Annotated in this window: 17 protein-coding genes; 2 read left to right on the forward strand and 15 right to left on the reverse strand. The window is 36.7% G+C overall.

From position 1 onward, the window contains the following. Positions 1 to 113: 113 nt before the first annotated feature. The 4 genes from EGI26_RS13935 to pyrR are packed head-to-tail and all read right to left on the reverse strand — an operon-like array spanning position 114 to position 4777. On the reverse strand, positions 114 to 1217 hold the full coding sequence (locus EGI26_RS13935) for a DUF4249 domain-containing protein (RefSeq protein ID WP_255079183.1): 1104 nt from the start codon (positions 1215 to 1217) through the stop codon (positions 114 to 116). Beyond that, positions 1217 to 3628, reverse strand: a complete 2412-nt coding sequence (locus EGI26_RS13940) for a TonB-dependent receptor (RefSeq protein WP_255079184.1) — start codon at positions 3626 to 3628, stop codon at positions 1217 to 1219. The genes EGI26_RS13935 and EGI26_RS13940 overlap by 1 nt, the downstream gene beginning before the upstream one ends. Positions 3629 to 3634: 6 nt before the next feature. Continuing rightward, positions 3635 to 4228 carry a leucyl/phenylalanyl-tRNA--protein transferase gene (gene aat / locus EGI26_RS13945; protein ID WP_255079189.1) on the reverse strand — a complete coding sequence of 198 codons (594 nt, stop codon included), beginning with the start codon at positions 4226 to 4228 and terminating at the stop codon, positions 3635 to 3637. 9 nt (positions 4229 to 4237) lie between these two features. Then, complete coding sequence (gene pyrR / locus EGI26_RS13950) at positions 4238 to 4777, reverse strand: bifunctional pyr operon transcriptional regulator/uracil phosphoribosyltransferase PyrR (RefSeq protein ID WP_255079192.1); 540 nt, start codon at positions 4775 to 4777, stop codon at positions 4238 to 4240. A gap of 68 nt (positions 4778 to 4845) precedes the next feature. Between pyrR and pth the strand changes: the two genes are divergently transcribed. After that, a complete protein-coding gene (pth, locus tag EGI26_RS13955) occupies positions 4846 to 5406 on the forward strand; it encodes an aminoacyl-tRNA hydrolase (RefSeq protein ID WP_255079197.1) in 561 nt (186 codons plus the stop codon). Positions 5407 to 5646: 240 nt separating this feature from the next. Continuing rightward, on the forward strand, positions 5647 to 6102 hold the full coding sequence (locus EGI26_RS13960; protein ID WP_255079198.1) for a hypothetical protein: 456 nt from the start codon (positions 5647 to 5649) through the stop codon (positions 6100 to 6102). A gap of 284 nt (positions 6103 to 6386) precedes the next feature. On the opposite strand, the gene EGI26_RS13965 is transcribed toward EGI26_RS13960, so the two are convergent. The 11 genes from EGI26_RS13965 to nusB all read right to left on the reverse strand — a co-directional run bounded on the left by EGI26_RS13965 (position 6387) and on the right by nusB (position 13878). Beyond that, entirely contained in the window at positions 6387 to 7550 is a 1164-nt protein-coding gene (locus EGI26_RS13965) for a cytochrome-c peroxidase (protein WP_255079200.1), read from the reverse strand. A gap of 122 nt (positions 7551 to 7672) precedes the next feature. Next, positions 7673 to 8080: a putative toxin-antitoxin system toxin component, PIN family gene (locus EGI26_RS13970; RefSeq protein WP_255079204.1), complete on the reverse strand. Its 408-nt coding sequence runs from the start codon at positions 8078 to 8080 to the stop codon at positions 7673 to 7675. Continuing rightward, complete coding sequence (locus tag EGI26_RS13975; RefSeq protein WP_255079205.1) at positions 8070 to 8312, reverse strand: hypothetical protein; 243 nt, start codon at positions 8310 to 8312, stop codon at positions 8070 to 8072. Before EGI26_RS13975 ends, EGI26_RS13970 begins: the two co-directional genes overlap by 11 nt. 74 nt (positions 8313 to 8386) lie before the next feature. Further along, positions 8387 to 9862 (reverse strand): glycine--tRNA ligase, encoded by a 1476-nt coding sequence (locus EGI26_RS13980; RefSeq protein ID WP_255079207.1) that lies wholly within the window; start codon positions 9860 to 9862, stop codon positions 8387 to 8389. A gap of 425 nt (positions 9863 to 10287) precedes the next feature. Continuing rightward, on the reverse strand, positions 10288 to 10509 hold the full coding sequence (locus EGI26_RS13985) for a hypothetical protein (protein ID WP_310587961.1): 222 nt from the start codon (positions 10507 to 10509) through the stop codon (positions 10288 to 10290). Beyond that, positions 10510 to 11406: an LD-carboxypeptidase gene (locus EGI26_RS13990; protein WP_255079209.1), complete on the reverse strand. Its 897-nt coding sequence runs from the start codon at positions 11404 to 11406 to the stop codon at positions 10510 to 10512. 2 nt (positions 11407 to 11408) lie between these two features. Beyond that, positions 11409 to 11675 (reverse strand): DUF721 domain-containing protein, encoded by a 267-nt coding sequence (locus tag EGI26_RS13995; protein ID WP_255079210.1) that lies wholly within the window; start codon positions 11673 to 11675, stop codon positions 11409 to 11411. Positions 11676 to 11710: 35 nt separating this feature from the next. Then, complete coding sequence (gene yajC, locus EGI26_RS14000; protein ID WP_255079217.1) at positions 11711 to 11983, reverse strand: preprotein translocase subunit YajC; 273 nt, start codon at positions 11981 to 11983, stop codon at positions 11711 to 11713. After that, positions 11983 to 12411, reverse strand: coding sequence for a DUF1573 domain-containing protein (locus tag EGI26_RS14005; protein ID WP_255079219.1), 429 nt, complete (start codon positions 12409 to 12411; stop codon positions 11983 to 11985). The genes yajC and EGI26_RS14005 overlap by 1 nt, the downstream gene beginning before the upstream one ends. Beyond that, positions 12411 to 12731 (reverse strand): YtxH domain-containing protein, encoded by a 321-nt coding sequence (locus tag EGI26_RS14010; RefSeq protein WP_255079220.1) that lies wholly within the window; start codon positions 12729 to 12731, stop codon positions 12411 to 12413. Before EGI26_RS14010 ends, EGI26_RS14005 begins: the two co-directional genes overlap by 1 nt. 58 nt (positions 12732 to 12789) lie before the next feature. Continuing rightward, positions 12790 to 13878, reverse strand: a complete 1089-nt coding sequence (nusB, locus tag EGI26_RS14015; RefSeq protein WP_255079221.1) for a transcription antitermination factor NusB — start codon at positions 13876 to 13878, stop codon at positions 12790 to 12792. Between the last annotated feature and the right edge of the window lie 48 nt (positions 13879 to 13926).

Consider the following 13926-nt stretch of genomic DNA (forward strand, 5'->3'; position numbering starts at 1 on the left):
GTTTTTCGCTTCGCTCACTTCTTGGTGGATTTGCGGTTTTCTATATTCAAAAACTATGATTTCTATATGACTGTGTGTTTAAAACTTGCCAAAATAGAACCCCAAGAAATTGCTCAAAACAAGAATCCGGCAGGCTTAGCCTTTGTTCTGTTATAACTTTCTTGGCAAGGAAAACACTGTTCAGTTTTAATCCATCCAAGGCTATATGGTTCTACAATTATTGGCTTGGGAGTTAATCTATTTCTATCAATATTTACCTGTTGCTCATACACATCAGACACATAAAATATCCCTAAAACTTCTTCTGAAGCATCGTTGATATTCTTCATATTGCCTCTAATGGACTTCGGAGTGGCATCAAAAAGCCCTCCACTATTTTTTGATTGCTCTTTTACTGCGTTCCAATATTTATATGCACCTTCGGTCATTGAGTATTGATTAATAATCATGTAATAAGGCGTAGTATTATCAAACGGCACCGTGGCTACGTGTTGACGAATGATACTGTTGCCATTAATGAGTCTATCATTAGCCAATTGAAAGGCATCATCAAATTTCACTTTTTCATAGCATGGCTCGCAACATTTATCTACAAAAGACTGAGTAATAGCCCCACCTTGTCCATAGATGTACCATTCCCGACAATAATTGATTTGTTTTACATGATAGGTATCCCATTTGTAAAATTCCTTTGAAGCTGGCGAATCTTTTGTGTCTATAGAAACCAAAAACTGCCCTACCACCTTTGAAGGACGTCCCAATTCTCTAAATTCAATATTTACCTTGTCAATTTTTGTAACGGGTACAGGAGCCTCAAGGCTGGATTCATACTTTCTGCCGTCTAAAACCTCCACGGTCAGTTTATATTTCCTTCCTAACTCCGCTTTAATTTTATTTACCGACCTATAGTTATACCCTTCTCTGGTTTTGATCTGATTGTTGGGTTCTATTTCATCATAAAACTCAAAAACTTTGCCTTGATCGTCTGTGATTTTCACTTTCGCTCTGTTCACCAAATTCTTAAAATTATTTCCTTCAGAATTGTAAGGAGCATCATAAGTAAGGTAAACATATTGATAATCAAGTTTTGTAGTTAATTGCGACTCAACTACCAACCTGAGTTTATCACTGGTGAGTTTGGGATCGTAAAGGTCAACACAGGCAATCATCCATGTAGCCAAAAACAAGAAACCGATATTTTTATTGAATATTTTCATTAAAATTTGAAGTTATAAGTCACTGATGGAATCATAGTACCCAAAACCGAAAGCTTGTAAATATCTACTTTTGAATAAAACTGATTATAAGGATTTTTAGACCTGAAAAATACCGAATATGCATTTTTACGGGCCATCACATTATAAATAGATACATTCCACGAACCACGATAACCCGATGTACGATAAGGATGAGATTCAATATTCATTGCTAAATCAAGCCTCAAATAGTTTGGTATTTGCGATTGGTTGCGACTGTTGTAATACGGCAAAACTGCTCCACTAGTGTAAAATTTTGAAGCTGGATAGGTAATAGCTCTGCCAGAACTAAAGTTTAAATTGCTCGAAAACGAAACCTTTCTACTCACCTGATACGAGCCGATGGCATTAAAACTGTGAGGCCGGTTAAATATAGGCGGAAAATACTTTCCATTGTTAATGGTCTCTTCTTCTGTTGGCCCAGCCACTTTTATTCTTGTTTGCGAATAGGTATAGCTTAGCCAACCTGTAAATGTTCCCAAATTCTTTTTTACAAAAAACTCAGCACCATAAGCATAGCCGTCACCTTGCAAAATAGCAGTTTCGGGGAATTTATTCAACAGAAGCGTTTCCCCGTCTTTATATTCAACAACATCGTATAGTTTTTTATAAAAAACCTCCACCGAAGCTTCTGAAGACTTCTCTTTGAAATTTTTGAAATACCCCATCGAAAACTGATCGGCCATTTGCGGTTTTATGTAGGTATCACTCAATTTCCATCTGTCAGTTGGCAAAGCGGCAGTTGTTCCAGACAATAATTGTATAAACTGTTTCATGCGGTTGGCACTAAACTTTAGACTCGAAGAAGCAGAAATGTTGAAATTTAAAGAAAGCCTAGGTTCAAAACTTCCATAGCTTTTCACCACCTTTCCCTTGTCATACGCCACCGAATCTACCAAATTAAGCAACGAAATCGGTTTTCCTGCCTCGTAATTATATACTGTAGATGCACCCAATGCTTGGTAAGAAACATATCTAATACCAACACCAATATTTACTTTTTTAGAAATCTCTATTTTGTCATTAACAAAAATGGCTGTTTCTATACCACTTTCTTGATTCAGTTTGATCAAATTTTTGTTTGAAGAAGGCAAAGTGGGCTCCATAAGGCCCGGCTGAATGTCATATCGGTTAAACTGAAAACCAAAGTCTATTTCGTTTTTTGGGTTAAGATTGTAAGTGGCAATGCCCTTTACACTTTTATAAACAATGTTGTAGTTAAGGTTAAAGGCCGTTAAAGAGTCAGAATTGATTATGTCAGCGTCATAATTAGAATAAACTCCCACCAAACGGGTAGAAAACTTGGGGCCATAATAATGTGACCATGAGGCAGTTGCATTGGTGGTTTGCCAGTCGTAAAGTGCATCGCCGTTGTCATCAATGGCCGATATGGAATCTTTAGCTAGTTTAAACTGATCCTTTCCTTGAAACGCCGAAAGCGAAATTCTGTCTTTGGTAGTAGGTCGGTATTCTAGTTTCGCTGTAAGGTCATAGAAATTAGCCTTAGAGCCAGCCAACCTTTTAATCTTAATAACCTGCATGAGCTGATCGATATAAGAAATCCTACCCGCCACATACATACTCATCTTGTCTTTGATAATGGGCGTTTCTACCAGTAATCTACTGCTTATTGTTCCCACGCCTCCATTTATAGAAAACTTAGTAGCGTTGGCATCTTTGAGGTTTACATTCAAAACAGAAGAAATTCTTCCGCCAAACTGTGCTGGAATACCTCCTCGATAAAAGTTGAAATCTCTAAATGCATCTGGATTAAAAACTGAAAAGAAACCCATCAAGTGACTCGAATTGAAAATCGGGGCTTCGTCTAAAAGTATCAAATTTTGATCAATATTTCCTCCTCTTACGTTGAATCCAGAAGCCCCCTCACCTACGCTAGTAACACCTGGGAGTGTGTAAAGGCTTTTGATGATATCTATTTCACCCAGAAGTGATGGTAATTTTTTCAATGTTCTACTACTCAAAGTCGTCATCCCGGTTCCCAGTCTTTTTACATTTTGCTCTGAGCTGTTGGCACTTATTCTCACTTCTTCGAGTTCATTTACTTTTTCGTCTAATACAAAGTCCATTACCACATCTCTTCTGATGTCTATTTTTTGGTATTTCTTAAAATAAGACTGATGTGATATCTCTAGAAGGTAGCTTCCAGCTGGAATGGTCATTTCATAATATCCACTGGAGTCTGTTGATGTTCCTATACCATTTTCTGTAACTATAAGATTTACTCCAAAAAGTGGTTGCTTGGTTTCGTTCTGTTTAATATTTCCTTTTATTTTTACTTTTTTCTGAGAAAAACTCAAAATTGGAAGTAGAACAAAAAAAATCAAACACAAGGTTTTAAGAGTTGAATTCATAAATTCTCAATCAATAAATTTATTTTTTGTTGATATACTATCCTTTAATATCTTCATAAACTGACGTTTTGGAATTTCTATAGCCCCAAAACGCTTTACATTATCGTTTATAAATTGTGTGTCTAAAAGTTTAAAGTTTCTTTGCTTTAAGTTTTCCATTAAATAATGAAAAGCAACTTTGGAGGCATTGGGTACTTTGTGGAACATGGATTCGCCAAAAAAAGCTGAACCGACAGATACTCCATAAAGACCACCCACCAATATCTCTTGTTTATAAACCTCTACAGAGTGAGCAAAACCCAATTTATGCAAATTATGGTAAGAATCAATGATATCTTGAGAAATCCAAGTTTCGTCGTCTTCAAATCTTGGTAAAGCACAATTTTTCATAACTTCTTTGAAATTCGTATTAAAAGCAATCTCAAAAACGTTTTGGTTTAGTGTGGGTTTCAAAGACTTGGAGGGCTTGTAGGTATCAATAGGAATTATGGCTCTTGGGTCTGGCGAATACCAGTAAATTTCGCCTTCGCTGCTATCTGCCATCGGAAAAATGCCATTGCAATACCCGTAAAGGAGGTCGTCTGTGGAAATTTTCGTCATACTAGCTATTTAGTCAATAAGCCAAATGCTATCCTCTGCGTGTCCTTGCTCTTTCCACTCCACCAGCACTCGCTGAGAATCGAGGGTATTTACTTTCTTACCTGCAAAATTGGCCTGAATTGGAAGATCTCTGTTGTATTTTCTATCAATAAGACACAGCAACTCCACTTTTTCTGGCCTACCAAAAGCTTGCATGGCATCTATAGCAGCTCTTACCATACGTCCAGTGGCTAGTACGTCATCTATCAAAATAACATTCTTGTCTTCAATGATAAAATTGATTTGCGTAGAGTTGGGTTTCAAAATATTCCCATTGCGTTTAAAATCGTCTCTGTAAAAAGTGGCATCCAAATAGCCGAGCGGAATTTCTACACCAAAGTCTTCTTTTAGAAAATGAGCGATTCTTTCTGCCAAGAATATACCCCGAGGTTGAAGACCCATCAGCACTGTATTATGGAGAAGCTCATGATTCTCTATAATTTCCTGACAAAGACGCTTTAAAGTAATATCTAACAAAGGCTGATTAAGTATGAGCCGCTTTTTTTGCATTCCAAAAATTAATTATCAACAAAAATATTAGTTATTTTGTAAAAAACACATTTTTCAAAAATAATATAATGAAGTATTTGATAGTGGGATTGGGCAACATAGGGCCGGAGTATGCATTTACAAGACACAACGCCGGCTTCATGGTTTTGGATAGATTGGCTGCCAAAGAAAATCTCAGTTTCAAAGTAGATAGATTGGCCAGCGTGGCGGAATTTAAATACAAAAGCAGATCCATCACACTTATTAAACCTACCACTTATATGAACCTCAGCGGCAAAGCTCTGCAACATTGGATGTCTGTTTTAAAAATACCGATTGACAACGTAATGATATTGGTTGATGACCTCGCTCTCCCACTCGGCAAACTCAGAATAAAACCCAAAGGCTCTAGTGCCGGCCACAATGGACTGAAAAACATTGAGTTAGTTTTAGGAAATGATATTTATCCCCGTTTAAAAATCGGAATTGGCTCTGATTTTTCCAGAGGAAGACAGATAGATTACGTTTTAGGGAAGTTTTCTGACAACGATATGATAGATTTAATGCCTAAATTGGACAAAGCGATAGACATGATTTTGAGCTTTTGTACCGTCGGAATAGCCCCTACCATGAACTTTCTAAACGAATGATTGTACTTTTTCAAGAATTTTTAACTTTACTTGAAATACAAACTTTTCCTATGTTAATTTAATTTAAACAAAATATTATTTCTTCAAAATTCATACAAATACCCATTTTAGATTAAAAAAACTACTATATCTGTTATTTTCAGTATATTATTTTGTTTCGAATACCATACAAAATTTGGCGGTTAAATTAAAACCCTTCAATTTTGCAGAGTAATTCACGAAAGAAAAATAGACAAAAACATGAAGAAGCAATTTAAAGCAGTTATTTTAGCACTAGTATTTGGAACGGTTTCAGGTAATGCACAAGTTGGTTATGCCAACAACATTTCAGGAGACAAATTATCAGTAAACAGTGCGACAGAGTTCTCAACATTTGTAAATGCAAAGGCGAGAAAAGTATCTAGAAAGAACGATGAGGATTTGAAAAAATATTTGGAAGTAGTTAATCTATACCACAATTCGTCCGTAGCGTTCTACAACTTAAATGAAGCCCAAAAGGCTGATTTTATGGAAGCTTCAGCTACCATAAGTCAAAAACTTAATGGATTAAGCCGAAAAGAAGCGAAAGCTTGGGCTCAGAAAGTAGAATTGAACAAATCAGTGTTCGAGTTCATCTGGTCAAGCAAAAAATCAATCTCTACAGAAACTGAAATGGTAGAATTACCTTCTCAAATGGTAGCGATTACAAGTTTATAATATTAGATTTTTTTCATAGTTTAATAGGTTAGGGTTGAATAGATACTTAGCCCGGTTTCTTTGAGACCGGGCTTAAGTTTTTTTTAGGAGAGTCCGATTTACGATTGATTCGATTTGGGATTTGTTCGATTGTCAATTTACGATTTTGTCGATTGTCGTTTGGCTCGATTTACAATTGATTTGATTTTGGTTATTATTCTACCAAAGAAACTTGATTCAGCTTGGTTTTAACCAGAAAGCCAATCTACCAATAACCAATCTACCATTTACCAATCCACAATCCCTCAAATACTCCCTCCGACTTTTAATCCACTTGGCACTTTCTTGGGAATGGTTTTGTCATAAGATTCGTCATTCAGTGTTCCCAAAAACTCCACAATAGCTGATATGTCTTTGAAGTTGACTTTGAGTTTCGAAATTTTTGGATCAATCTGTGAAGCTTTTACTTTAGGATTAGTGATTACATCTCCTGCCAAATCTTCATAAAACTCAAGGACATGTTTCAAAGTTTTAAGTTTGCCAGAATGCATGTATGGAGCCGTTAGTCGCAAATTCCTTAAACTTGGAGTTCTGAAACCATATTTATTGTCTTTTCCCATGTCCGAAAAACCCAATTTTTCGTTATCTATCACACCCAAAACATGCAACTCGAAATCAGAAAACATGGGGCCGTTGTGACAAGCAATACAGCCCGACTTGCCAAAGGCTTTCATTCCTTCTATTTCGTTAAATGACAATGCAGATTCGTCACCTCTTAGATATTTATCAAATCTAGAATTGTTTGCAACTATCGTTCTTTGATAGGTAGCTAGAGCTTTCCCCAGATTCTCTATACTCACGCTATTTTTAGAGCCAAAAGCTCTTTCGAATAGCCCGAAGTAAACCTTATTCTCTCTTAATCGTTCCATTATTCTATCCAAAATAATTTCTTCAGAAATGTCCTTTCCACGCATTTCTTCCATGGTCTTAATGGGTTCCAAAGCCTGTTTCTCTAAGCTTTCGACTCTTAAATCCCAAAACATAGGAGCTTTTGAGGGATCTAGGTTCCCATCTTGTTTTATCCCATTAAAAACTACGTTGACAATTGACTGAGAGTTTCTTTTAACAAATGGAATAGTATTTGGAGATTTGAAAGCTCTTTTACTACCAAAACCATGGCCATTTACACCAATGCTCAGTTCAAGATTCTCAGCAAAACCAAACTCTGGATGATGACACGTAGCACATGCGACATCTTTATTGCCAGAAAGTATGGGATCAAAAAACAGCAATTTTCCAAGTTCAGCTTTCTCTTTTGTGATGGGATTATCTAATGGAAAAGGAATTTCCAAAGGCAGAGCGGCTATAATGTCTTCATTTTCTTCTACAAGTTTTTCCTCCTTATCAGATTTTTTGCATCCAATAGAAAATAGAAAAACCAGACAGATTAGAAGTAAACTTTTTACCATTCGAAAAAAAAGAGTAGTAAAAATAGAAAAAGTTTGAGTTTAGTTTTATGCTGGGAATCAGGTTTTGTTCCCCTTTAACAAAAAAAGCCGACCGAAGTCAGCTTTTTTTACGAAAACAATGCTTAAACTATTTCAAGAAAATCTCTAGCAGTTATAATCTGGATTCCTTGAAAAGGATTTAAAGAAAGTAAATCATCATCTCCTGAAACTATTAAAATAGCATTTCCATCTTTAGCCAACTCCAAAACCATGTTATCTTTTTTATCTCGACAAACATCCATTTTGCTGTAAACTTGAATAAAGGTACATTCCTCAAGAAAGTTTTCCAATTCCCTATTTCTCTCAGCATTTGATTTGTACTTATCAAATTTTGGTCGAGAAAAAACCTCTATCAGTTCATTCTTTAGGTCATTAGAAATCAGCACCTGAGATGTCAAAGCTTTTAATAAGGCTTTATGAGGAATAGAATCGGACCAAACTATAGCACTAATCAATACATTTGTATCCAAAACGTATCGATTATTTCTCACTTGCTACCCACCCTTTGTTTTTCAAATACTCCTCTCCAAAAGTTAGAAGCATTTCTCTATCTGTCATATTCATAACGTCCTGATAGTCATTCAAATCAAATGAAGTTTCATTCTTTATTTCCTCTTCAAGAATTGAACTAATACGACTTCGAATAATGGATTGCTTTTGTCTTGAAAGTCTTTTCAAGGTATTACTTGCAGTATCTGAAATTGGAATTCTTACCGTACTCATAGTTATAACGTCTTGATACAAATAACAAAAAAACTGAAATCAATCTCAAATAAATCAATTCAATTGATTTATTTTTATATCGCCTCCAAAATTCTTTCCATAGCTACTTGGTAGCCAATTTTTTCTTTTAGGTCTGAAATGGCAATTCTTTCTTGTTCCATGCTGTCACGGTGACGGATGGTTACCGTATTATCTTCCATAGTTTGGTAGTCTACCGCAATACAATAAGGGGTTCCTATTAAATCCTGACGGGTGTAACGCTTACCTATAGCACCACCGTCGTCATAAATAGTTCTGAAACTTGACTTAAGTGAGTTAGCTATTTCTTGTGCTTTTTCGGCCAAACCGTCTTTTTTGACCAATGGCAATACCGCAGCTTTGATTGGGGCCAAGGCTGGGTGTAGCTTCAGGTATGTCCTCTCTTTTTCACCAGTTTCTTGGGTGAAAGCATTACAGAAAGTTGCCAAAAATAATCTATCAGCACCTACTGAAGTTTCTACTACGTAAGGGATGTAATTTCCGATAGCTTTTCCGTCTTCGCCCAATTCTGGGTCGAAATATTGCTGTTTTTTCTTAGAAAGTTCTTGGTGATTCTTCAAGTCAAAATCTGTCCTTGAGTGAATTCCTTCTATTTCTCTAAATCCAAACGGAAACTGATACTCAATATCTACAGCGGCGTTGGCATAATGAGCCAACTTGTCATGGTCATGATATTTCAATTTATCAGCAGGCAAACCTATGGCTTTATGGAATTTCAGACGTGTTTCTTTCCAGGTATTGTACCATTCCATTTCTGTACCTGGTTTTATAAAAAATTGCATTTCCATTTGTTCAAATTCACGCATACGGAATATAAACTGACGAGCAACTATCTCATTTCTAAAGGCTTTACCAATTTGAGCAATACCAAAAGGCACTTTCATGCGGCCTGACTTCTGCACATTCAAGAAGTTCACAAAAATACCTTGGGCCGTTTCTGGCCTTAAATAAATATTGCTTGAATCTTCGGCCACCGAACCCACTTGTGTAGAAAACATCAAGTTAAACTGGCGAACTTCAGTCCAATTTAAAGTTTTGGAAATCGGACAAGCTATTTTTTCTTCTATGATAAGCTCTCTTACTTCGTCTAATTTCTCAGCACCGAGCAAAGCTCCCATTTTGGCCAAAAGTGCTGCGGCTTTTTCAGGTTCTCCAGCAGCTTCGTATTCTTCTGCTTTACCTTCTAATAATTGATCGGCTCTATATCTTTTTTTAGAGTCTTTGTTGTCAATCATTGGGTCGTTAAAACCATCCACATGACCTGATGCTTTCCAAGTTAAAGGGTGCATAAAAATGGCCGCATCGATACCCACAATATTGTCATGAAGCTGCGTCATGGCTTTCCACCAAACTTGCTTTAGGTTATTTTTTAATTCAACGCCATTCTGACCGTAGTCGTAAACTGCCTGAAGTCCATCATATATTTCGGAAGACGGAAACACAAATCCGTACTCTTTGGCGTGACTGATAATATCTTGTAAAGTAGTAGCTGGGGCAGACGCTTGGCTCATAAAAACTTTTAATAATTATAAATAAAGTGCAAATCTAAAAAATAATGCTCTAATGCTTGCATAAAAACTGCAATCAAAATGGCTAGATTAAGAAAAATCAGTAATATGAAAGAAAAATTATTGAGAGGTAAGTAACATGGAATTGAAAAATTTAGGGAAGCGAAACATACCAATTCACCAATACCGAATCTAGAATTAACATAGTTCGAGACCTTTCGGTCGCAATTTCATTCAGACTATCATCTGAATTTCATTGTGCTCAGTGTCCGTTTTACATATAACCAGCAACCAATTAACCAATTAACACACTTCGAGACCTATCGCTCGCAATGAAATTCAGACTATCATCTGAATTTCATTGTGCTCAGTGTCCGTTTTACATATAACCAGCAACCAATTAACCAGTAACCAATAACCGACGCCCACTAATTCTCCGTCTGACCAGTAGCACCATCATAAACTGACTTGATACTAGCCATTTCTTTAATCAAAAAAGACTGCAATTCTTCATTGAATATAGCCTTATCAGCCTCTTCCAAATCATTGTAATAATCTTTCAGCTCCTTGTTTATTGCTAACTTTTCAGCCTCCGAACTGGCGTTCATGGCCCTCACATGATATTTTTTAAAATCAAACTTCCCCATCATTCAAATCGATTTTATAATACTTCCCGACGATTTAACGTCTAAATAAAGGTCCTCTCCCATTCTTATTGCCAAATTCTTGCTTTCATGGCCAAATCCAAAACCAAAAGCAACTGGATAGTAGGAATCTGAGGTGTGTTCCAGAATAATTTCCTCTATTTTCTTACCAAAAGGCTCATCGTTCTCCTTACAATCTGAGAAATCCCCCACCACTAAACCGGCCAAATATTGAAGTTTACCAGCTCTTTTTAACTGAACAAGCATCCTATCTAGGTTATAATAATATTCCGAAATATCCTCCAAAAAAAGGATCTTGCCTTCATAATTTATATCTGACTTTGAGCCAATGGAATGTACCAAAAGTGCTAAATTCCCTCCAATCGCTTCTCCTTGGCCTTCTCCAAGTATGTTTGAAGACGATGGCTCAAAGGCATACAAATATTTTTCTCCAAATAAAGCAGCTCTTAGCGACTCATTGGACACTTGGTGATAAGTCATGGTTTTGGCCATTACACCATGCAAAGCCTGAAAACCCAAACCATTGACATGCAACAACATAGCCGTCAAATCAGAAAAGCCACAGATCCATTTGGGTGAGGCCTTAAACTTATCAAAATCCAAATAATCTATGATTTTGGAGCAACCATAACCTCCACGAGCAGATAAAATAAGTTTAATGGATGAATCGTCAAGAAAGGTTTGAAATTCCGAAGTTCGGTTTTCTAATGTGTCCGAAAAATCATGAAAGTTTCGTCCAACTGTTTTACCAACAGTGACTTCGAGTCCCCAACTTTGGAGAATTTCAATACCTACTTCTATTGATTTTCCGTCTAGTTTACTTGCTGGAGCAGTAATCGCTATTTTATCACCTTTTTTGAGATATGGAGGTGCGGCAAGCATGATCAGATAAACACTACGTCGTTGATGACTTGCTCGCCTATTTCGGTATTGAGCAACTGAATAAGCTTTGTTTTAGCCAAAAGAAGCTCTTGGCTTAATGGAGCGGAGTTTAGTCTTATAAACAAAACTCCGCTTTTGATGTACATTTTTTCGGTACGATTCGCTATGCTCGCACCCATTATTTTCTCCCAATACGCCACCAAATACGTCTCGTTAAACTTCGATTTGAGGTTATATACTTTCAAGAAAGACTCAAAAGCGTCTTTCATAGGTATAGATTTCGTATTTCGGGCAGAATATGACATTATTTCTTCTTGGCTATCGCAGATTTCTCAAAAGTCAATTTGGCACCACCGCCAGCCGAAATCGTTACCGTAGTTTCGTCTGTAGACATTACTTTTCCGTGCAAACCTCCGGCTGTCACTACATCGTCACCAGCTTTAAGAGCATCCACCATTTTTTGTTGGTCCTTTTGTTTTTTTTGCTGTGGTCTGATCATAAAAAAATACATTACCACAAACATACCCACCATCATGAGTAAAAATCCCATATTTCCTCCTGCTTGTAAAATCGTCATTATTGTTCGTTTTTATTTACTATTACATCAAAACTAACTACTTCTGAGGCATTTACAGCGTTTGAAGTAACCGTTACATATTTTTTATTGATTCCTGCTTTGCCAGCACTGTTGAATTCTACTTTGATTTCGCCAGTTTTACCTGCACCTATAGGCTTTTCGGGTTTTTCGGCCACAGTACAACCGCAGGTAACATCCACACTAACAATATTTAGCGGCATGGAACCCACGTTTTTAAACTTAAAAACTGTACTCACCACCTCGCCTTCTTTTATTTCGCCAAAGTCGTGGTTCGGATTTTCAAATTCAATCTTTGCAGAATCACTTTGAGATTCTCCATCAGCTGTATCAGAATTAGAAGTTGAATTACATTGCCAAAAACTCAATGCCATTAATAAAACGAGAACAGATAAGAATCCTTTTTTCATTATGCCTTAGATTTTATTTGGTTCATTAAATTTTCCACATCTTCCAATAGCCTTTCGGCTTTCTGACGAGCCTCGTTTACCACTTTTTGTCCTTCGGCCTTCGCTTCACTGCTTCCGCCTGACATTTCTGTGGCTACTTCGTCGCCTCTTTCTATCAAATCGGCAATGAAAACTTCTAACTGACCACGGTATTGTGAAAGCTTTGATGCCAGTTTGTCACGGGTAACCTCGCCTTTGTCTGGTGCATACAAAATACCTATGGCTGTGCCGGCGGCCAATCCCGCCAAAAACGCTATGAATGATTTAGATGAACTGCTCATGATTGAAAATTTTCTTAAAATTATTCTAAAATTAAAAACTAGACAAACACTTTCAATTTTATTTATTGTCAAGCATTCCTCGGCCAGTTTTCTTGATTAATCCACGTGAAGATAGGTCTTTATTTACCGAATCCAAAATACCATTTATGAACTGCCCACTTTTGGCAGAACTATAGTTTTTCGATATTTCTATAATTTCGTTGATCGTTACTTTTACTGGTATACTTGGGTAGTTCATAAGCTCACAAACAGCCATTTTGAGCAAAACACGGTCAGTTTCTATAATCCTTTCTATTTCCCAGTTTTTGAGAAAAGGCACCAAAATAGCCAATATCTCTTTTTCCTCGCTAACGGTCTGTTTGAAAAACGACTTCAAAAACTCCTTGCTCTCTTCCCAAACTTCATCTAGTTTTTCAACCACTACACTTTCTGTTTCTACAAAATCGTTGATGGAATGAAACAACATTGTGCGGAGAATTTCCTTATCTTCTACCCAAAAAATATTCATTTTCTCAAAAAACTCACCGCAAACCTCATGCTTCAAGAAAATATTTTTGATGATGTATTTAACTATTGCAAGGTCGTCTTCGGTGGTCCGGTTAACTATGGTTTGGTATTCTTCAAGATGGGCGTTTCCCTTCAGAGCCTCATTATAGACTCTGTTTATAAAAATACGCTCATTTTCCCAATTTATAGACCTTTTTAGAGACAAGTGTTCTAAATCTTTTGAATTCCTGATAGCCAAAATAACCTTATTGGTAGAAAGTTTCCCGATACCGTCAAATTTTTGACCGATTTCAGAAAGAAGATTTAACAAATAAAGATAAATATCATAGACTTTCTCGGCGTCAAGAACACTCTGAAGGGCATAAAAATCGTAATCTTTTTTGTTTTTGAGTTTGAGATATTCGCGGGCTTTTCCCAATACACTCTTAACCTCGGCTGGCAGGGTTTCGTCAGAAGGATAAATTCCATTATTTACTTCGTCAGAGAATAATGACTGTGTGAGTTTGAGCAGGCCAGTCAGTCTGTTTCTGTCTTGTTTTTCCATGGAGTTCAAGTCAGGAGCAAAGGACTCGGCAATAACATCTTGAGCCAGCTGGAAGTTTGCACCTTTTGATTTTTCAAAAGCATACAAAGTTTGCATTACCCTGATTCGAATTAGTCGACGATTAAGCATATTGTTTCAAAGAAC

The organism is Lacihabitans sp. CCS-44 (genome assembly GCF_024343735.1).
Classification (GTDB): Bacteria; Bacteroidota; Bacteroidia; order Cytophagales; family Spirosomataceae; genus Leadbetterella.

What these genes read in the sequence shown, in the direction of transcription:
- EGI26_RS13975 (WP_255079205.1), bottom strand. Translation starts at nt 8,312, where the DNA reads ATGAGTACGGTAAGAATTCCAATTTCAGATACTGCAAGTAATACCTTG.
- EGI26_RS13980 (WP_255079207.1), bottom strand. Translation starts at nt 9,862, where the DNA reads ATGAGCCAAGCGTCTGCCCCAGCTACTACTTTACAAGATATTATCAGT.
- nusB (WP_255079221.1), bottom strand. Translation starts at nt 13,878, where the DNA reads ATGCAAACTTTGTATGCTTTTGAAAAATCAAAAGGTGCAAACTTCCAG.
- aat (WP_255079189.1), bottom strand. Translation starts at nt 4,228, where the DNA reads ATGACGAAAATTTCCACAGACGACCTCCTTTACGGGTATTGCAATGGC.
- EGI26_RS13995 (WP_255079210.1), bottom strand. Translation starts at nt 11,675, where the DNA reads ATGAAAGACGCTTTTGAGTCTTTCTTGAAAGTATATAACCTCAAATCG.
- EGI26_RS13985 (WP_310587961.1), bottom strand. Translation starts at nt 10,509, where the DNA reads ATGATGGGGAAGTTTGATTTTAAAAAATATCATGTGAGGGCCATGAAC.
- pth (WP_255079197.1), top strand. Translation starts at nt 4,846, where the DNA reads ATGAAGTATTTGATAGTGGGATTGGGCAACATAGGGCCGGAGTATGCA.
- EGI26_RS13935 (WP_255079183.1), bottom strand. Translation starts at nt 1,217, where the DNA reads ATGAAAATATTCAATAAAAATATCGGTTTCTTGTTTTTGGCTACATGG.
- EGI26_RS13940 (WP_255079184.1), bottom strand. Translation starts at nt 3,628, where the DNA reads ATGAATTCAACTCTTAAAACCTTGTGTTTGATTTTTTTTGTTCTACTT.
- pyrR (WP_255079192.1), bottom strand. Translation starts at nt 4,777, where the DNA reads ATGCAAAAAAAGCGGCTCATACTTAATCAGCCTTTGTTAGATATTACT.
- EGI26_RS14010 (WP_255079220.1), bottom strand. Translation starts at nt 12,731, where the DNA reads ATGAGCAGTTCATCTAAATCATTCATAGCGTTTTTGGCGGGATTGGCC.
- yajC (WP_255079217.1), bottom strand. Translation starts at nt 11,983, where the DNA reads ATGACGATTTTACAAGCAGGAGGAAATATGGGATTTTTACTCATGATG.
- EGI26_RS14005 (WP_255079219.1), bottom strand. Translation starts at nt 12,411, where the DNA reads ATGAAAAAAGGATTCTTATCTGTTCTCGTTTTATTAATGGCATTGAGT.
- EGI26_RS13990 (WP_255079209.1), bottom strand. Translation starts at nt 11,406, where the DNA reads ATGCTTGCCGCACCTCCATATCTCAAAAAAGGTGATAAAATAGCGATT.
- EGI26_RS13960 (WP_255079198.1), top strand. Translation starts at nt 5,647, where the DNA reads ATGAAGAAGCAATTTAAAGCAGTTATTTTAGCACTAGTATTTGGAACG.
- EGI26_RS13965 (WP_255079200.1), bottom strand. Translation starts at nt 7,550, where the DNA reads ATGGTAAAAAGTTTACTTCTAATCTGTCTGGTTTTTCTATTTTCTATT.